Genomic DNA, 16,765 nt, shown 5'->3' with positions numbered 1-16,765 from the left:
GGTGATGCCGTCTCCCTCCACGGAAGCCACCTTCGTGTGAAACCCCTCACGCGGGTGGGAAGCGGGCTGGCCCGCGATGCGCCACCCTGGGGCGAGCGAATGAGGCCGTGCATCTAGCGAGCGGTGACACGCCTCGCCCGATCAGTGCAAGGCCTCCTTCGCCGCCGGAAAGATTGTGGACTCGCGGCCCAGCCGCTTCCCACCCGGGTGCGGCGAGCGTCGCTTTTCCCACCAACCCACCCCAGGGTCGAGAGAGCTGCCGGGCGCCACCCTCGGCGCGACATTAGGAGCCGAGGACGGGCGGGCGGACAAGGCCCGTCAGGGGGCCGGCCAGGGATGGCCGGCCGTTTCCGCTGAGCCAGGAGGGCGAATCGGAAACCCCCGCCCGCCCGTCCGAGCCCGAAGGGGCGCAGCCATCAAACACGGCCGCGCAGCGGCATCCCTTCCCAAGGGACGGCGACTACCGTCGCGCCGAGGGTGGCGCCCGGCAGCTCCCCCGCCACGCACACGACGAGCGCGAGGGCGAAGCCGAGCCCGCAAAAGAAAGCCCCGCTTTCGCGGGATCGCCGACAAAGTCGGCTCCCACCGGAAGAAAAAAGGCCTCGTTTCCGAGGCCTTTTCGATCAGTAATCGCGCTTCTTGCGCGGTGGCTTGCCGCCGCCGCTGGCACCCGGGCGGGCGCCCGAGGGGCGGAAGCCGCTGCGCTGGGGCGGACGCGAGGCGCCGCCGCCGCTTTGCGGCGCTTCCTTGCCATCCCATTCGGCGATCTTCAGCTGTTGCTGGGCGACCCAGACCTTCTTCAGGTGGTTGAACGTCTCAGCCGGCATGCCGTCGGGGAGATCGATCAGGCTGTAGTCGTCGCGGATGCTGACGCGGCCGATGAACTTGGCTTCGACACCGCCTTCGTTGGCGATCGCGCCGACGATGTTGCCCGGCTTCACGCCGTGCTCGTGGCCGACCTCGATGCGATAGGTGCGCTTGCCGGCCTCGGTCACGTGCGGACGGGGCTGACGCATGCCCTCGCGCACCGGACGACGGTCGTTGAAGTCGCCGCCATCGCGCGACGGACGCTCACGCTCGTATTCGCGCGGCGGCCGCTCGGTGTATTCACGCTTGGCCGGCGGTTCGAGCAGCAGCGGCTGGTCGCCCTGCGCGATGCGCGCCAGCGCGGCGGCGATTTCGATCGCCGGCACGTCGTGCTCCTGCTCGTACTTTTCCACCAACTGCTGGAAGAGGCCGAGGTCGCCCGTGGCCAGCGTATCGGTGATGCGCTGGTTGAACTTGTTGACGCGGGTGTCGTTCACCGCCTCGATCGTGGGCAGCTGCATCTGTTCGATCGGCTGGCGCGTCGCGCGTTCGATCTGGCGGAGCAGGTTCTTCTCGCGCGGCGTCACGAAGAGGATCGCCTCGCCGCTGCGGCCCGCGCGGCCGGTGCGGCCGATGCGATGCACGTACGACTCGGTGTCGTGCGGGATGTCGTAGTTCAGCACATGGCTGATGCGTTCCACGTCGAGGCCGCGCGCGGCGACGTCGGTGGCGATCAGGATGTCGAGCTTGCCCGTCTTCAGTTGGTCGATGACGCGTTCGCGCTGCGCCTGCGCGATGTCGCCGTTGATCGCCGCGGCGGCGAAGCCGCGCGCCTGCAACTTGCTGGCGAGTTCTTCGGTGGCCGACTTCGTGCGCGCGAAAACGATCATCGCGTCGAAGCTTTCGGCCTCGAGGATGCGCGTGAGCGCGTCGAGCTTGTGCACGCCGCTGACCCACCAGTAACGCTGGCGGATGTTCGCCGCGGTGGTGGTCTTGTTCTTGATCGTGACCTCGACCGGTTCCTTCAGGTAGGTCTGCGCGATGCGACGGATCGGTGCCGGCATGGTCGCGGAGAACAGCGCCACCTGGCGGCTGGCGGGCGTGGCCTGGAGCAGCTTCTCGACGTCGTCGATGAAGCCCATGCGGAGCATCTCGTCGGCCTCGTCGAGCACCATGAAGCGCAGGCCGGAAAGATCCAGCGTGCCCTTGTCGAGATGGTCGATGACACGGCCGGGCGTGCCGACGATGACCTGGGCGCCGCGCTTCAGGCCCTGCAACTGCGGGCCGTAGCTCTGGCCGCCGTAGATCGGCAGCACCTGGAAACCGGGCAGGTAGGTGGCGTACTTCTGGAACGCCTCGGCCACCTGGATGGCCAGTTCGCGCGTGGGCGCGAGCACCAGTGCCTGCGGCTTGTTGCCGGCCTTCAGGTCGATGCGCGACAGCACGGGCAGGGCGAAGGCCGCCGTCTTGCCGGTACCGGTCTGCGCCTGGCCGATGACGTCGCGGCCTTCGAGCAGGGCCGGGATGGTGGCGGCCTGGATGGGAGAGGGGGTCTCATAGCCGACCTCGGTCAGCGCACGCACGACGTTTGCGTCGAGCGCGAGCGCGCTGAAACCGGGCAGGGCCGGAGCGTTATTTGTATCGGGGGATGACATGGCGACCTCAAAGGGGGCGCGGCGGCGACATTCGGCGCCGGGCAGTAAACGTATTGTAGCAGCGATATGCGTGGTTCGCCGTGGGTCGTGGCCGCCGGGCGTGACGGCGTTACACTCTTCGGTCAGCTTCGATAAGGGACGGGCACATGACGGCGATCGAGACCGTGTCGGAACAGCGTTGCTTCGGCGGCGTTCAGGGCTTTTATTCGCATGTTTCGGACGCTTGCGGGGGAGCCATGCGTTTCGCCGTCTACCTGCCGCCTGCCGCGGAAAACGGTCCCGTCCCGGTGCTCTGGTTCCTCGCCGGACTGACCTGTACCGCCGAGACCTTCACGATCAAGGCCGGTGCGCAGCGCATGGCGGCGGAACTGGGCCTGGCCCTGGTGATGCCCGACACGAGCCCCCGCGACACCGGGCTGGCGGGCGCCACGGGCGATTGGGAGTTCGGCGAGGGCGCCGGGTTCTATCTCGACGCCACCGAGGCGCCGTGGAACGAGCGCTTCCGCATGTACAGCTACGTGGTGGACGAACTGCCGCGCCTCGTAGCCGGACGTTTTCCGCTGGACATGGGGCGGCAGGGCATTTTCGGCCATTCCATGGGTGGCCATGGCGCGCTGGTGGTCGCCCTGCGGAACCCCGGTCGCTACCGCTCGCTGTCCGCCTTCGCGCCGATCGTCGCTCCCGCCAGTGTCCCGTGGGGCCAGAAAGCCTTTCCCCGCTATCTCGGCGCGGACCGCTCCCGCTGGGCGAAATACGACGCCACCCGCCTGGTGGAGGAAGGTGCCCGCTTCGACGGCACGATCCTGGTGGACCAGGGCGAGGCCGATGGGTTCCTTCTCGACCAGTTGCAGCCACAGCGTTTCGAGGCCGCGTGTGAAGAGGCCGGACAGCCGCTCGACCTGCGCATGCGCCCGGGATACGACCACGGTTACTACTTCATCCAGACCTTCATCGAGGATCACCTGCGTCACCACGCGAAAGCGTTGATCCCATGAGCGAACCGATAAGGATGCGGACGTCGCGCACCGTGATCCGGCTGCTCGACGTGGAGGAAGCGGAACTCCTGCAGCGCTATCGCACGGAGAATCGCGACCATCTCGCGCCCTGGGAACCCTTGCGCACGACATCGCATTATTCGCTGGAAGGGTGCCGCCAGGCGATCGAGGCGGGCCTCGAGGCGGCGCGTGCCGACCGTGGCTATCCCTTCGCGGTGTTGTCGCCCGACGGTGGCGAGATGATCGCCAGCTTCACCTTCGCGAACGTGGTGCGCGGCGTGTTCCAGGCCTGCCACCTCGGCTACGGCATCGCACGGCGGCATGAAGGCAAGGGGCTGATGTACGAGGCCATCGATGCCGGCATCCGCTATGCCTTCGGTCCGCTGGATTTCCATCGGGTGATGGCGAACTACATGCCGCGCAACGATCGCAGTGGACGCCTTCTCGAACGCCTCGGCTTCGAGAAGGAGGGTTATGCGAAGCGTTACCTCAAGATCGACGGCCTGTGGGAGGACCACGTCCTCACGGCGAAGATCAGAACGCAGGGCTGAGCGGCGAGGATTCACCGGACGCGGGCGTGTCGTGTTCCGCGGTGAACAACGCGCGCCATGCACCGCGTTCCTGCCAGGCGAGCAGGAGATAGACGGCCAGCACGAGCACGTGCGGGCCCAGCGTACGGCCTTCGGTGACGAAGTGGTAACCGAAGATCGCGACGACCGGAGCGGCCAGCAGGAGCAGGGCGAGCGGCACCAGCCGCGCCGCCATCAAGGCTACGCCGGCGTAGACGAAGACCACGCCGATCAGCGGCACCACGAAACCGCTGGCTTCCAGCCCCGCGATGAACGCGCGGCCGCCACTGGTATGCGGTGCCGGTGGCTGCCAGAAGGCGAAGATGTGGTTGAGGCCTGAAAAGGTGAAAAGGGCGCCGAACGCCGTGCGCAGCACGGCGACGCTGTAACGATGGAATCGGGTCATGCGGAACTACCTGGGTGGGAAAACCTGCCAGCACCCATGATCCGGATTGCCGCATGGGCGAACCATCGCCCATGCGGCTAGGCCATCAGGCCTTGTTCGTGGCGGGGCCACGACGCTGGCGACGGCGCTTGTGGCTGCCGGTGTTCTCGCCCGTACCCGCGGCCGAGTGGCCGTGCGGACGGTGTGCCGGCGGGCGTCCGCCGCCGTTGCCGCCGCCCTGTCGCGACTGGCCACCGCTACCGCCAGGACGACCCTGGCCACCGCCGCTCTGCGAACGCGGCTGGCGCTGCTGCTGCTTCGGGCGCGGCGCACCCGCATCCAGCCGCAGCGGCGTGCTCGGCTCGTAGCCGGGCACGTTGCTGATCGAGAGGTCGGTCTTCAGCAGGCGACCGATGTCGCGCAGCAGGCCCGATTCGTCGTGGCTGACCAGCGAGATGGCCTGGCCTTCGGCACCGGCGCGGCCGGTACGGCCGATACGGTGCACGTAGTCCTCGGCGACCATCGGCAGGTCGAAGTTGATCACCACCGGCAGCTGGTCGATGTCGATGCCGCGAGCGGCGATATCGGTCGCGACCAGGACGGTGACACGGCCCGACTTGAAGTCGGACAGCGCACGCGTGCGCGCGTTCTGGCTCTTGTTGCCGTGGATCGCCGCGGCCTTGACGCCGGACTGTTCGAGGTGACGGACGAGCTTGTCCGCGCCGTGCTTGGTACGGCCGAAGACCAGCGTCTGGCGACGGCTGTCCTGCGACAGGATGTGCAGCAGCAGGTCGCGCTTCGCTGCCGCATCCACCGGATGCACAACGTGCGTCACGGTATTGGCGACGGTGTTCGCCGGCGTGGTCGAGATCTCGCGCGGCTCGCGCATGAACTGCTGGGCGAGGGCCTTGATCTCGGGCGCGAACGTGGCCGAGAACAGCAGCGTCTGGCGCTGGCGCGGCACGGCGGCGAGGATGCGCTTGAGCGCCGGCAGGAAGCCCATGTCGAGCATGCGATCGGCCTCGTCGAGGACGAGTACGTCGACCTTCGACAGGTCGACCGAGCGCTGCTGCATGTGGTCGAGCAGGCGGCCCGGCGTGGCGACGACGATATCGACGCCACGGCGCAGGGCCTGCAACTGGTTGCCCATGCCGACGCCGCCGAAGATCACGGTGCTGGAGAGACGCACGTACTTGCCGTAGTCGCGCAGGTTTTCCTGCACCTGGGCGGCGAGTTCGCGGGTGGGCGTGAGGATGAGCGCGCGGATCGGACGGCGGCCTTCGTTGCGTTCCTCGCGGGCGAGGCGCTGTAGCACGGGCAGGGCGAACGCGGCGGTCTTGCCGGTGCCGGTCTGCGCGGCGGCCATGAGGTCGTGGCCGGCGAGGACTTCGGGGATGGCGGCGGCCTGGATGGGCGTCGGCTTTTCATAGCCTGCCTCGGACAACGCGCGCAGCAACGCGGGCGCAAGGCCCAGCGAATCGAAAGACATGGAGAAACTCCTGCGTGACCCGAGCGTTCCCTGGAACCGCGCTGCGAGTTATGGATTTGGCGGCCGCGAACCATGACGAAGACAGCAGGCTGGCCGGTGTCGTGCGCGCTTCCGGAGGTGGGGGAACGGGCGGGAAAATCTCCACGCCGGGGGTCCGCAAGGGAGTCGGAGCGCAAGCACGACCCGCCAAGTATACCTTATTGCGGCGCACAATGGGTGCCCGCCGGTTCAGGCCTGGCGGGAGGCCGTCATCAGGTAGCTGTTGTACGGCGTCCGCCCGAACAGCGGCCGGAAATCGACACGTATCCCTCGTGGTTCGAGCACCCCGCGGATGTCGTCCTCGGTCGGAAAGTATTGCGCGCCGCCCGGGATCCAGCCGACCGCCTTGATGAATTTCTCTTCCCAGACCGTGGCCCGGTAGCGCCAGGAGCCGTCGCGGATGACATTGCGCAGGATCAGCACGCCGTCGTCCGCCAGGTGGTCCACCGCGAAGGCCAGCAGTTCGCCCTGGCGCTCCTCCGGCAGGTAATGCAGGACATCGAGCATGGCGACGTGGCCGCGCAGGGCTTGCGGCGTGGCCGCGTCGCCCTCTCGCAGGGCGATCTCGCCGCCCAGCCCGGCACGTTCCGCGGCCACGCGGCCCATGGCGATCTTGCGGGCGTCGTGATCGAGGCCGACGTAGCCGTCGAGCGCATCGCAGGCGTGCAGGTAATGGCCGAGCAGGCCCAGGCCGCAGCCGATGTCGAGCAGGGGCAGGCGCCGGCCGGCGATGGCCTGCGCGGCGGCGGCGTACACGGGATCGGTGGCCAGCTTGCCGTGGATGTAGATCCGGTCGCCGCGGCGGCTGAATCGGGAGGCGATGCGCTGCCTCGTCCGGCTGTCGGGGATCATGCGTGGTGGTCCATCCTTAGAAAGGGCCGCGTACGACGACCGCACGCGGCCTTGGATACTAGCGCTGTTGCTGCGGCTGGTTGCTCTTGTTGACATAGGCGTCGTACTCGCCCTTGTCGACCTTGCCGTCGTGGTTGAGATCGGCTTCGGGGAAGTGCGCACGCAGTTGCTTGAGTGCCTCGACATCCTTGGGAATGTCGCTGCGCTTGATGCCCTTGCCATCCTTGCTGATGTCGGAAAAGGCCGGTGCTCCGCTGTTTTCCGACTGCGCGGACGCCGCGCCGATGCCGAGCACGGCCAGCAACGCGAGTGAAACGATCGATCGCGAGTACTTCATGAGTCCTCCGTCTGTCGTGGTGGCCACCAGTGTAGTGGCATGCCGTCATTGCGCCGTGAGGCGCACGTCGGATCTTAGCGCTGTGCTAGCCTCGGCGCCGCCCGATCGTTGAGGAAATTCTCATGCCGCTTCCCGCCGCGCTGCGCGAACTCGACCACACGCAGCGGCATACCGTGATCGCCAGCTTCCTGGGCTGGACCCTCGACGCCTTCGACTATTTCTTGCTGACCTTCGTCATCCTCGCCGTGGCCAACGAGTTCCACGTGCCCAAGCAGGAGGTGACTTATGGCTTGTTCCTCACCCTGGCCGCGCGGCCGATCGGCGCCTTGATCTTCGGCCGCCTGGCCGACCGCTACGGGCGACGGCCGGTGCTCATGTTCGACATCGTGCTGTTTTCGCTGCTGGAGGTGGCCTGCGCGTTCTCGCCATCGCTGGGCGTGCTGCTCGGCCTGCGCTTCCTCTTCGGCATCGCGATGGGAGGCGAGTGGGGCATCGGGGCGTCGCTGGCGATGGAATCGATCCCGGCCAAATCGCGCGGCTTCGTTTCCGGCCTGCTGCAAAGCGGATATCCGTGTGGCTTCTTCCTCGCGGCGCTCGCCAACTGGTTGCTGGTGGACCACATCGGCTGGCGTGGCCTCTTCGTGGTCGGCGCGTTGCCGGCACTGCTGGTCTTGTACATCCGGCGCAAGGTGCCCGAGTCGCCGGTATGGGAGAGCCGCCGCTCGCAGGCACGCGAGAGCGTCTTCGTTTCCATGCGCGGGCACTGGAAACTGTTCGTCTACCTCATGCTCCTGATGGCGGCGTTCAACATGTTCAGCCACGGATCGCAGGACATGTATCCGACCTTCGTGCAGGAGACCCTGGGAATCCCCGCCGGCTCGGGCACCGCGTTCCTGCTCACGGCATTGCTCAACCTCGGCGCGCTGGCCGGTGGCCTGACCTTCGGTTCGCTCTCCGAGCGGATCGGCCGGCGCAAGGCGATCATCATCGCGGCGCTGCTGGCGATCCCGGTGGTTCCGCTGTGGATGTACGGCGGGTCGTTGCTCCTGCTCGGCCTGGGCGCCTTCCTCATCCAGGTGATGGTGCAGGGTGCGTGGGGCGTGGTGCCCACCCATCTCAATGAACTGGCGCCGGATGCCGTGCGTGGCACCCTGCCGGGCTTCGCCTACCAGATGGGCAACCTGCTCGCGGCGATCACCGCCACCGCGCAGACCTGGCTGGCCAGCCAGCGAGGCGGCGATTTCGCCTTCGCGATGTCGACCTGGATCGCCGTCGTGGCCTTGCTCCTGGCGCTGCTGACCTGGCTCGGGCCGGAGGCCCGTGGCGTCGGCTTCGGCCGCCGCCGTGGTCCGACGTGACGCCACGACCGGGCACGGCTAAAATCCCCCGTTTTCCTCCGGTAGAAACGAACATGCAGGCTGGCAAGGGCAAGGTCATCTCGTTCCATTACACCCTCACCGTCGATGGCGAGAAGGTCGAAAGCTCGATCGAGGGCGGCGAGCCGTTGTGGATCCTGCTCGGCCACGGCCAGCTGATCCCCGGCCTCGAGGCCGGTCTCGAAGGCAAGTCGGTCGGCGACACCTTCGATGTCGAGATCGCTCCGGAACAAGGCTACGGCCCACGCCAGGAAGGCATGACCCAGCGCGTGCCGAAGAAGTACTTCCCGCAGCAGGGCAAGGGCCTGAAGGCCGGCGACAGCACCGTGCTTTCGTTGAAGGAAGGCGGTAGCCGCGTGGTCGTCGTGCAGAAGATCGGTTCCAGCGTCGTCGACATCGACCTCAACCACCCCATGGCGGGCAAGACGCTCAACTTCCACGTCGACGTGCAGTCCGTGCGTGACGCGACGGAAGAGGAAATCGCGCACGGGCACGCCCATCCCAACGGCGACGCCGCGCACTGAGGACCACCGAATCGCCGACAGGGCCGGCTCCCACCAGGTCGCCCTGTTTGCAACAGGTCACATGGCTCGGTGGGAGCCGACTCCGTCGGCGATTCGCGATGACCTCGAAAACAACAACGGCGCCCTAGGGCGCCGTTGTTGTTTCAACCAGCGGGTCTTGAAGCAGGTCTCAGACCACCGGCTGGCCGTTCACCGAAATCTCGACGTCGATATTGCCGCGCGTGGCGTGCGAGTACGGGCAGACATTCTCGTGGGCGAAGGCGACGATTTCCTTCGCGGTCGCGTCGTCGATACCCGGGAGACTCACCTCGAGCTTGGCACGGATGGCGAAACCGTTGCCCTGGCGCTTGCCGATGCTGACGCTGCTGGCGACGGAGGCGTCGTCGGCCTTGACCTTCTTCTGGCCGGCGACGAAACGCACCGCGCCTTCGAAGCAGGCCGCATAGCCGGCGGCGAACAGCTGCTCGGGATTGCTGCCCTCGCCGGTACCGCCCATGGACTTCGGCAGGCGCAGGTCCATGTCGATGCGGCCATCGTCGCTCTTGACGTGACCGTTGCGGCCGCCTGCGACCTTGGCATGCGCGGTGTAGAGGGCGTCGCCGTCGAACTTGGAGATATTGCTCATGGATTTGTCCTTTGTCGTCTGGGAGGGGAGGGCCGGTTGGCCGGTCACGGAAGAGAGTAAAGCACGCAATTTAATCGCGCGCAATTCAATTATTGAACGAGCGCCCGGCGCGTTGCCGTCCGTTCAGTTTAGGACGCGGCGCCCATAGGCGAAGTTCTCTTTCCAGTAGGCGCCGTCCAGGTCGTCCAAACGTACCGTACCGCCCGAGTTCGGTGCATGTACGAAACGACCCTTGCCGACGTAAACCCCTACGTGGGTGATGTGCCCGCGGCCGAAGAAGACGAGGTCGCCGCTGGAAAGCTCGGCTTCGTCGACCTTCGGCTTGTCGAGGGCGGCCATCTCCGCCGAGGTCCGGGGCAGGCGCAACCCGGTCGAGGTCAGGTAGATGTAGTTGATGAGCCCGCTGCAGTCGAAACCGCCCTGCGGGGTATTGCCGCCCCAGCGGTAGGGCGTGCCGACCAGGCCGATGGCACGGAAGAGCACATCGTTGGCGGCATCGGCCGGCGGCGCATCGGCCGGCTTGGTGGACCAGCCCAGGTTTTTCGCCAACGGCACCGCCGAAGCCGGATTCCGCCGCTGCGAGGACGAGGGTTTGTGCGGAGCGCTGCCGCAGGCGACCAGCAAGGTCACGACGGCGGCCACGGCGAAGGAACCGAGCCAGGTTCGGAAGCGGAAAGGACGTGTGGCTGGCGACATCGGGCGTTCCCCTGTCAGGATCGGCGCAACGAGGTTATCAAATCAATGGGTTGCGTGGAATACCTGCTAAAGCGCGCGAATTGTAGGCCGGGACACCCGGTGAAAGGCGGCCGGGCCGCTAAAATGCCTGGATGGACAGGTCCCGAAGCGATGTTCTGATCATGGGTGGCGGAGTGATCGGGCTCGCGTGCGCCCTGTACCTGCTCAAGGCGGGGGCGAGTGTGCGGGTGCTCGAACAGGCCCAGCCCGGCAGCGGAAGCTCTCACGGCAACTGCGGCACGATCACGCCCAGCCACGCGGGGCCGCTGACCATGCCGGGCATGGTCGGAACGGCCCTGGGTTCGCTGCTGCGGCGCGATGCGCCGCTCTACGTGAATCCGCGTCCCGATGCGGCCCGGGCACGCTGGCTGCTCGGTTTCGCCCGGAACTGCACCTGGGCGCGGTATCGGCAAGCGGGTGAGGCGAGAGGGGCGATCCTGGCCCGCTCACGGACCTTGCTGGGCGACCTGATCGCCGGCGAAGGCATAGCCTGCGAATTCGAGGAAGTGGGCGAACTCTACGTTTATCGCCAGGCGCGCACGCTACGCGACGACCGGCCGCACGTGGACCTGCTGCGCCGGCTCGGCATGGACGTGCGGGAACTGGATGCCGACGAGGCCATGGCGCTGGAACCGGGCTTGCGCGATGGCGTGGTGGGCGCCTTGCTGCATCCGGGCGACGCGCGGCTGAGACCGGACCGGTATGTCGCGGAACTGGCGCGACGGGTGCGCGAACTCGGCGGAGCGATCGAGACCGGTGCGCGGGTGGATTCCTTCGTCTTCGACGGCGCGCGCGTTTCCCATGTGCGTACCACCCGCGGCGTCTTCCAGGGCGACCGCGTGGTCATGGCGCTCGGCGCATGGTCGCCGTTGATCGGCAAGCTGCTCGACATCCGTTTGCCGATGCAGCCGGGCAAAGGCTATTCGCTGACCTGGGAGCGGCCACCCGAGCACGCGCCACGTCATTCGCTGGTGCTGCGCGAAGCCGCGGTGTGCGTCACCCCCTGGGTCTCGGGATTCCGCCTTGGCAGCACCATGGAATTTTCGGGCTTCGACGAGGGCCTCAACCCGTTGCGCATCGATGCGTTGCGGCGCGGCGCGGCCACCTATCTTCGCGAGCCGGAAGGGCGCGGCGAGGTCGTGCCGTGGTGGGGTTGGCGGCCGATGAGCGTGGACGAGGTGCCGATCATCGGCCCGAGCGCGCGGTGGTCGAACCTGGTGTACGCGACGGCGCACGGCATGCTAGGCATCAGCATGTCGGCGGCGACGGGAGAGCTGGTGGCCAGTCTTCTCGCGGGCCCGGCGCCGACGCTGGACCCGGTGCCTTATTCACCCGCGCGATTCGGGCTGTAGACGCGAGGATCTTCGCAGTCGCATTTGCTACGGTGTCTCCTCCCCATCCCAAGGAACATGGCATGACTTCGGAAGCTTTCGACCTGATCGTGATCGGCGGCGGCTCGGGCGGACTCGCCGCGGCGATCAGGGCATCGAAGCACGGCGCGAAGGTCGCGCTGCTGGAACCGAACGAGCTGGGTGGCACCTGCGTCAATTCCGGCTGTGTTCCGAAGAAGGCGATGTGGTACGCGGCGCAGATGGCCGAGGCGCAGTACATCGCGGTGGACTACGGTTTCCACGACAAACCCGGCAGCCTCGACTGGCCCCGCTTCATCGAGCGGCGCCAGGCGTACGTCGAGCGCATCCGGGTGAAGTACCAGCAGGCGCTCGACACGGGCCACATCATCGTCCTGCGTGAATACGGGCGCTTCCTCGCGCCCGGTCGCGTCCAGGCGGGCACGCGCGAACTGACCGCGCCGCATGTGCTCATCGCCACCGGTTCGAGGCCCAATCGGCTGGACAAGCCGGGCTTCGACCTCGGCATGACATCCGATGGCTTCTTCGACCTGCGTGCCTGCCCGCGCCGCACGGCCATCGTGGGCGGCGGCTATATCGCGGTGGAACTGGCGGGCGTGCTGCGCGCCCTGGGCAGTGACGTGGACATGTACGTGCGTGGCCGCCTGATGAGCGGCTTCGACGAGGAAATGGCGTATGGCCTCGGCGACGAGATGCGCCAGCATGGCATCCGTGTCCACTACGAATGCCAGATCGACGCGGTGCACGAGAAGGACGGCGTGCTCCTCCTGGACTGCGACCGTGGCGACCATCCGGGGCCCTACGACGCCTTGATCTGGGCCGTGGGCCGGCATGCCGATACCTCCTCGCTCGACATCGGCCGCATCGGACTCGTCACCGGCGACGACGGGTACGTGGAGATCGACGATTACCAGAACACCAATGTGCCCGGTGTCTACGCGGTGGGCGATGTGACCCAGCGCATGGCGCTGACGCCCGTGGCCGTCGCGGCGGGCCGCAAGCTCGCCGATCGCCTGTTCGGCGGCAAGCCGGATGCGAAGCTGGACTACCAGAACATTCCCAGCGTGGTGTTCTCGCATCCGCCGCTGGGCACCATCGGCATGTCGGAGCAGCAGGCACGCGAGCAATACGGCGCCGACGTGCACCTCTACAAGCAGTCGTTCGTACCGATGCAGCTGGCGCTGGCGCATCGGCCGATCACCACGCGCTTCAAGCTGATCTGCGTGGGGGAGGATTCCCGCATCGTCGGCATGCAGATGCTCGGTCCGGGCGTGGACGAGATCCTGCAGGGCTTCGCCGTGGCGATCAAGATGGGCGCCACCAAGGCCGACCTCGACGCCACCCTGGCCATCCATCCGACCTCGGCCGAGGAAATGGTGCTGATGGGCGATCGGGTGCCCGGATGAGCGGTACACTCTTGCCATGAGCCCGTACACCCTTCATCGCGGCACCGCGCCGCTCCTGATCAGCCTGCCGCACAACGGCAGCGCGATCCCCGATGACCTCGCCGCACGCATGAAGCGTCCGGCGCGCCGCTCGCCGGACACCGACTGGCACGTGGCCGAACTGTACGATTTCGCCCGTGGCATGGGCGCGAGCGTGATCAAGCCGTTCGCCTCGCGCTACGTGGTCGACCTGAACCGCCCTGCCGACGGTCATGCCCTCTATCCGGGGCAGAGCGAGACCGGCCTCGTACCCACCGTGCTGTTCAACGGCGAGCCGATCTACCGCGCCGGCGCCGAGCCGGATGCGGCGGAAATCGCCGATCGCGTGAAGCGGTGGTGGAAGCCTTATCACCGCGCGCTCGCCGACGAACTGGCACGCCTGAAAGCGGAGTTCGGGCATGTGGTGTTGTGGGAAGGACATTCCATTCGCAGCCATGTGCCGATGCTCTTCGAGGGCCGCTTGCCGGACCTCAACCTCGGCACGGCCGATGGCGCGAGCTGCTCGCCCGCCTTGCAGGCGAAACTCGCCGCCGTGCTGGAGGGGCAGGACGAGTATTCCTTCGTGGTGAACGGCCGTTTCAAGGGCGGCTATATCACCCGTCATTACGGCAAGCCCGCGCACGGGATCGACGCCGTGCAACTCGAACTCGCGCAACTGAACTACATGGACGAGGATTCATTCGAGTACCTGCCGAAGAGCGCGGCGAGCGTGCAGGTGCTGATCGGGGAGATGCTGAAGGTCTGTCTCGACAGCGCGCGGATGGTCACTCCCTAGGCCGATCGCCGACAGGGTCGGCTCCCACCAGGTAGCTCAACCTGGTGGTGGGAGCCGACCCTGTCGGCGATGCTCTTGCACGCGTGGGAGCCGGCGATGCCTACGAAGCCAGTGCCGCCACGCACTTCAGTTCGATCGCTATCGGTGTAGGCAACGCATGGATCCCCACCGTGGTCCGGCAGGCATCCACTCCCTGGAACGCTTCCGCATAAAGCCGGTTATACGCGGCGAAGTCGCGCCCCATGTCGGTCAGGTACACCGTGACATCCACCAGGTCTTCGAAGCGCGCGCCACTGGCTTCGAGCACCGCGCGTACATTGGCGAACACCTGCCGGCACTGTGCCTCGATGTCGTACGACACGAGCGTTCCCGTGTCGTCGACGACGTTGCCGGGAATGGCATCGGTGGACGGCACTCGCGGACCGATACCCGAAAGGAACAGAAGGGAACCGACACGCCGTGCGTGCGGATAAGCGCCGACCGGCGCGGGTGCGCCCTCGGCGCGGATGACGTCATTGCCCATGGTCGATGCAGATATTCCTGGCTTCGGTGAAGAAACGCATGGCTTCGAAGCCGCCTTCGCGGCCGACGCCGGATTGCTTCGTACCGCCGAACGGCGTGCGCAGGTCGCGCAGCATCCAGCAGTTGACCCAGACGATGCCGAACTCCAGCCGCGCAGGGAAACGATGCGCGCGCGACACGTCATGGGTCCACACCGAAGCGGCAAGGCCGTAGGGCGTTCCGTTGGCGATGGACAACGCCTCGTCCTCCGTATCGAACGGGATCAGCGTGACGACCGGGCCGAAAATTTCTTCCTGATTGGTGGCCGTGTCGGGGCCGAGGCCCTCGATGACCGTCGGAGCGATGAACCAGCCATCGGCGCAACGGCCTCCCACATCCACCTGACCGCCCCCGACGAGGATGCTGCCGCCTTCCGCACGGGCACGCTCGATACAGCCGCTGACCTTGTCGAAATGCGCCTTGGAGACGAGTGCGCCGAGCTGGTTGCGCTCGTCGAGCGGATCGCCCACCCGTAACGTCCGCACGCGCTGCAGGTATTCGCGACGGAAACGTTCGTAGATCGGGCGCTGGACCAACAGCCTCGATCCACAAAGACAGATCTCGCCCTGGTTGGCGAAGCCCGAGCGGACGATCGTCGCCATCGATGCGTCGGCGAAGTCGAAATCGTCGAAGACGATGGTCGGATTCTTCCCGCCCAGCTCCAACGAGACCTTCTTCAGGCGTGGCGCCGCCGCCGCGGCGATGGCCACGCCGGTGCGCGTGCTGCCGGTGAAGGAGATCGCCTTCACCGTGTCGTGGACGACGATGGCTTCACCGACCGCCGGGCCGCTGCCATGGACGATGTTCAGCACGCCGGACGGAAATCCGGCCTCCTCGGCGAGCGTGCCCAGCAACCAGGCGGTATACGGCGTGACTTCGGATGGTTTGGCCACCACCGTGTTGCCGGCGGCCAGGGCAGGGGCGATCTTCCAGGTGAACAGGTAGAGCGGCAGGTTCCATGGACTGATGCAGCCGACCACGCCCAGCGGCAGGCGCAGCGTGTAGTTGATGGCCCCTTGTTCCATGGCATGCGATTCGGCGCTCCATTGGCCCGCCGCCGCCGCGAAGAAACGCAGGTTCGCCACGGCTCGCGGTATGTCGAGCGTGCGGGCGAGCGCCAGCGGCTTGCCGCTGTCTTGCGATTCGGCCGAGGCAAAGGATTCCAGCCGCGCCTCGATTGCATCGGCCAGTCGCCGCATGCAGCGGGCACGGTGTTCGGCCGGCATCGCCGCCCAGCCCGGCGCGGCACGCGACGCGGCATCCACCGCGTCGGCGACGTCGGCGGCGTCGGAATCCGGGCATCGTGCGAAGGCTTGCCCGGTCGCGGGATCGACGACGTCCAGATAACGGCCACCTCGCGGTGCGCGCGAATGCCCGTCGATCAGGTTGGCGAGGACGATCATGGCCTGCCTGTCAGTTCAGGCCGCGGGTGCGACCGCCATCGACGGAGATGCTGGTGCCGTTGACGTATCCCGCGGCTGGACTGGCGAGGAAGGCGATCATGGCGGCGATTTCGGCCGGTTCGCCGAAACGGGCGGCGGGCACGCTGGCGAGCAGGCCCCGTTCGACCTCGTCACGGCTGCGGCCGGCGTCCACGCTGGCTTTCACCAGGGCCTCCAGCCGCGGCGTACGGGTGTAGCCGGGAAGGATGTTGTTCACGGTGATGCCGTCGGGTGCGACCTCGGCGGCGAGGGTCTTGGCCCAGCCGGCCATGGCGGCCCGCGTGGTGTTGGACACGCCCAGGTTGGGGATCGGTTCCTTCACGGACGTGGAGATGATGTTCACGATCCGGCCGTAACGTGCCTCGCGCATGCCGGGAAGGCAGGCATGGGTGATCACCTGCGCGGCGATCACGTGCTGGCGGTACGCGGTGAGGAAGGCCTCCGGCTCCGCGTTCCACACCGGGCCGGGCGGGGGGCCGCCGCTGTTGTTCACCAGCACGTGTACGGCATGGTTCTTGACCACCTCGCCGATGGCCCGGGCCAGGGCGGCGGTGTCGAGCATGTCGACGGCGACATGGCTATGGGTCTGCCCGGGTTGCGTGGCCGGCAACTCGGCGGCGAGCGCGACGAGCGCATCGGCGGAGCGGGAGAGCAGGGTGACGCTGGCTCCGAGTTCCGCCAGCTCGAAGGCGGTGGCGCGTCCGAGCCCTTGCGAAGCGCCGCAGACCAGCGCGTGACGACCGGTGAGGCGAAGATCCATGCGGCGCTCCCTGGAGTGAGGGTG

The 16,765-nt window shown here is 67.2% G+C and carries 17 protein-coding genes; 7 read left to right on the top strand and 10 right to left on the bottom strand.

What is annotated here, in order from left to right; all coding sequences use genetic code 11:
- Positions 1–623 precede the first annotated feature (623 nt).
- Positions 624–2,462 (bottom strand): DEAD/DEAH box helicase, encoded by a 1,839-nt coding sequence (locus tag ACR9Y6_RS09100; RefSeq protein WP_481280994.1) that lies wholly within the window; start codon positions 2,460–2,462, stop codon positions 624–626.
- A gap of 146 nt (positions 2,463–2,608) precedes the next feature.
- On the opposite strand from ACR9Y6_RS09100, the gene fghA reads away from it, so the two are divergent.
- Together fghA and rimJ are read left to right on the top strand one after the other, a co-directional pair.
- A complete protein-coding gene (fghA, locus tag ACR9Y6_RS09095) occupies positions 2,609–3,457 on the top strand; it encodes an S-formylglutathione hydrolase (RefSeq protein WP_481280993.1) in 849 nt (282 codons plus the stop codon).
- A complete protein-coding gene (rimJ, locus tag ACR9Y6_RS09090; RefSeq protein WP_481280992.1) occupies positions 3,454–4,008 on the top strand; it encodes a ribosomal protein S5-alanine N-acetyltransferase in 555 nt (184 codons plus the stop codon). Before fghA ends, rimJ begins: the two co-directional genes overlap by 4 nt.
- Here the strand turns inward: rimJ and ACR9Y6_RS09085 are convergent.
- From ACR9Y6_RS09085 to ACR9Y6_RS09070, 4 genes are all read right to left on the bottom strand, one after another.
- Complete coding sequence (locus tag ACR9Y6_RS09085; RefSeq protein ID WP_481280991.1) at positions 3,992–4,432, bottom strand: hypothetical protein; 441 nt, start codon at positions 4,430–4,432, stop codon at positions 3,992–3,994. The genes rimJ and ACR9Y6_RS09085 overlap by 17 nt on opposite strands.
- 85 nt (positions 4,433–4,517) lie before the next feature.
- Positions 4,518–5,900, bottom strand: coding sequence for a DEAD/DEAH box helicase (locus ACR9Y6_RS09080; RefSeq protein ID WP_481280990.1), 1,383 nt, complete (start codon positions 5,898–5,900; stop codon positions 4,518–4,520).
- A 228-nt stretch (positions 5,901–6,128) separates the two neighbouring features.
- Positions 6,129–6,791 carry a class I SAM-dependent methyltransferase gene (locus ACR9Y6_RS09075; RefSeq protein WP_481280989.1) on the bottom strand — a complete coding sequence of 221 codons (663 nt, stop codon included), beginning with the start codon at positions 6,789–6,791 and terminating at the stop codon, positions 6,129–6,131.
- 58 nt (positions 6,792–6,849) lie between these two features.
- Positions 6,850–7,128, bottom strand: a complete 279-nt coding sequence (locus tag ACR9Y6_RS09070; protein ID WP_481280988.1) for a hypothetical protein — start codon at positions 7,126–7,128, stop codon at positions 6,850–6,852.
- A 122-nt stretch (positions 7,129–7,250) separates the two neighbouring features.
- Here ACR9Y6_RS09070 and ACR9Y6_RS09065 point away from each other — a divergent pair, with 122 nt between their 5' ends.
- Both ACR9Y6_RS09065 and ACR9Y6_RS09060 read left to right on the top strand, forming a co-directional pair.
- The gene (locus ACR9Y6_RS09065; protein ID WP_481280987.1) at positions 7,251–8,486 is read left to right on the top strand and encodes an MFS transporter; all 1,236 of its coding nucleotides are present in this window, start codon (positions 7,251–7,253) and stop codon (positions 8,484–8,486) included.
- A 53-nt stretch (positions 8,487–8,539) separates the two neighbouring features.
- Entirely contained in the window at positions 8,540–9,028 is a 489-nt protein-coding gene (locus tag ACR9Y6_RS09060) for an FKBP-type peptidyl-prolyl cis-trans isomerase (protein WP_306851366.1), read from the top strand.
- A gap of 169 nt (positions 9,029–9,197) precedes the next feature.
- Here the strand turns inward: ACR9Y6_RS09060 and ACR9Y6_RS09055 are convergent, their stop codons facing one another.
- Together ACR9Y6_RS09055 and ACR9Y6_RS09050 are read right to left on the bottom strand one after the other, a co-directional pair.
- On the bottom strand, positions 9,198–9,653 hold the full coding sequence (locus ACR9Y6_RS09055; protein ID WP_481280986.1) for an organic hydroperoxide resistance protein: 456 nt from the start codon (positions 9,651–9,653) through the stop codon (positions 9,198–9,200).
- 123 nt (positions 9,654–9,776) lie between these two features.
- The gene (locus ACR9Y6_RS09050) at positions 9,777–10,349 is read right to left on the bottom strand and encodes a C40 family peptidase (protein WP_481280985.1); all 573 of its coding nucleotides are present in this window, start codon (positions 10,347–10,349) and stop codon (positions 9,777–9,779) included.
- A 131-nt stretch (positions 10,350–10,480) separates the two neighbouring features.
- On the opposite strand from ACR9Y6_RS09050, the gene ACR9Y6_RS09045 reads away from it, so the two are divergent.
- From ACR9Y6_RS09045 to hutG, 3 genes are all read left to right on the top strand, one after another.
- Complete coding sequence (locus ACR9Y6_RS09045; RefSeq protein ID WP_481280984.1) at positions 10,481–11,740, top strand: NAD(P)/FAD-dependent oxidoreductase; 1,260 nt, start codon at positions 10,481–10,483, stop codon at positions 11,738–11,740.
- Between the two features lie 62 nt (positions 11,741–11,802).
- Positions 11,803–13,164 (top strand): glutathione-disulfide reductase, encoded by a 1,362-nt coding sequence (gorA, locus tag ACR9Y6_RS09040; protein WP_481280983.1) that lies wholly within the window; start codon positions 11,803–11,805, stop codon positions 13,162–13,164.
- 16 nt (positions 13,165–13,180) lie between these two features.
- Positions 13,181–13,978, top strand: coding sequence for an N-formylglutamate deformylase (hutG, locus tag ACR9Y6_RS09035; RefSeq protein WP_481280982.1), 798 nt, complete (start codon positions 13,181–13,183; stop codon positions 13,976–13,978).
- A 100-nt stretch (positions 13,979–14,078) separates the two neighbouring features.
- On the opposite strand, the gene ACR9Y6_RS09030 is transcribed toward hutG, so the two are convergent.
- Genes ACR9Y6_RS09030 through ACR9Y6_RS09020 form a run of 3 tightly spaced genes read right to left on the bottom strand, consistent with a single transcriptional unit; the run spans position 14,079 to position 16,741 of the window.
- Positions 14,079–14,501 carry a RidA family protein gene (locus ACR9Y6_RS09030; protein ID WP_481280981.1) on the bottom strand — a complete coding sequence of 141 codons (423 nt, stop codon included), beginning with the start codon at positions 14,499–14,501 and terminating at the stop codon, positions 14,079–14,081.
- Positions 14,491–15,942, bottom strand: a complete 1,452-nt coding sequence (locus ACR9Y6_RS09025) for an aldehyde dehydrogenase (protein WP_481280980.1) — start codon at positions 15,940–15,942, stop codon at positions 14,491–14,493. The genes ACR9Y6_RS09030 and ACR9Y6_RS09025 overlap by 11 nt, the downstream gene beginning before the upstream one ends.
- A gap of 10 nt (positions 15,943–15,952) precedes the next feature.
- The gene (locus ACR9Y6_RS09020; protein WP_481280979.1) at positions 15,953–16,741 is read right to left on the bottom strand and encodes an SDR family oxidoreductase; all 789 of its coding nucleotides are present in this window, start codon (positions 16,739–16,741) and stop codon (positions 15,953–15,955) included.
- Positions 16,742–16,765 lie beyond the last annotated feature (24 nt).

The sequence above is a fragment of the Luteibacter sp. TLI7-4A genome (assembly GCF_056754745.1).
Note: the sequence above shows the minus strand (reverse complement) of the source record. Positions and strands in the feature narration are given on the sequence as shown.

Excerpts from the sequence above, each read along its gene's own strand:
- ACR9Y6_RS09100 (WP_481280994.1), bottom strand. The coding sequence starts at position 2,462 with ATGTCATCCCCCGATACAAATAACGCTCCGGCCCTGCCCGGTTTCAGC.
- fghA (WP_481280993.1), top strand. The coding sequence starts at position 2,609 with ATGACGGCGATCGAGACCGTGTCGGAACAGCGTTGCTTCGGCGGCGTT.
- rimJ (WP_481280992.1), top strand. The coding sequence starts at position 3,454 with ATGAGCGAACCGATAAGGATGCGGACGTCGCGCACCGTGATCCGGCTG.
- ACR9Y6_RS09085 (WP_481280991.1), bottom strand. The coding sequence starts at position 4,432 with ATGACCCGATTCCATCGTTACAGCGTCGCCGTGCTGCGCACGGCGTTC.
- ACR9Y6_RS09080 (WP_481280990.1), bottom strand. The coding sequence starts at position 5,900 with ATGTCTTTCGATTCGCTGGGCCTTGCGCCCGCGTTGCTGCGCGCGTTG.
- ACR9Y6_RS09075 (WP_481280989.1), bottom strand. The coding sequence starts at position 6,791 with ATGATCCCCGACAGCCGGACGAGGCAGCGCATCGCCTCCCGATTCAGC.
- ACR9Y6_RS09070 (WP_481280988.1), bottom strand. The coding sequence starts at position 7,128 with ATGAAGTACTCGCGATCGATCGTTTCACTCGCGTTGCTGGCCGTGCTC.
- ACR9Y6_RS09065 (WP_481280987.1), top strand. The coding sequence starts at position 7,251 with ATGCCGCTTCCCGCCGCGCTGCGCGAACTCGACCACACGCAGCGGCAT.
- ACR9Y6_RS09060 (WP_306851366.1), top strand. The coding sequence starts at position 8,540 with ATGCAGGCTGGCAAGGGCAAGGTCATCTCGTTCCATTACACCCTCACC.
- ACR9Y6_RS09055 (WP_481280986.1), bottom strand. The coding sequence starts at position 9,653 with ATGAGCAATATCTCCAAGTTCGACGGCGACGCCCTCTACACCGCGCAT.
- ACR9Y6_RS09050 (WP_481280985.1), bottom strand. The coding sequence starts at position 10,349 with ATGTCGCCAGCCACACGTCCTTTCCGCTTCCGAACCTGGCTCGGTTCC.
- ACR9Y6_RS09045 (WP_481280984.1), top strand. The coding sequence starts at position 10,481 with ATGGACAGGTCCCGAAGCGATGTTCTGATCATGGGTGGCGGAGTGATC.
- gorA (WP_481280983.1), top strand. The coding sequence starts at position 11,803 with ATGACTTCGGAAGCTTTCGACCTGATCGTGATCGGCGGCGGCTCGGGC.
- hutG (WP_481280982.1), top strand. The coding sequence starts at position 13,181 with ATGAGCCCGTACACCCTTCATCGCGGCACCGCGCCGCTCCTGATCAGC.
- ACR9Y6_RS09030 (WP_481280981.1), bottom strand. The coding sequence starts at position 14,501 with ATGGGCAATGACGTCATCCGCGCCGAGGGCGCACCCGCGCCGGTCGGC.
- ACR9Y6_RS09025 (WP_481280980.1), bottom strand. The coding sequence starts at position 15,942 with ATGATCGTCCTCGCCAACCTGATCGACGGGCATTCGCGCGCACCGCGA.
- ACR9Y6_RS09020 (WP_481280979.1), bottom strand. The coding sequence starts at position 16,741 with ATGGATCTTCGCCTCACCGGTCGTCACGCGCTGGTCTGCGGCGCTTCG.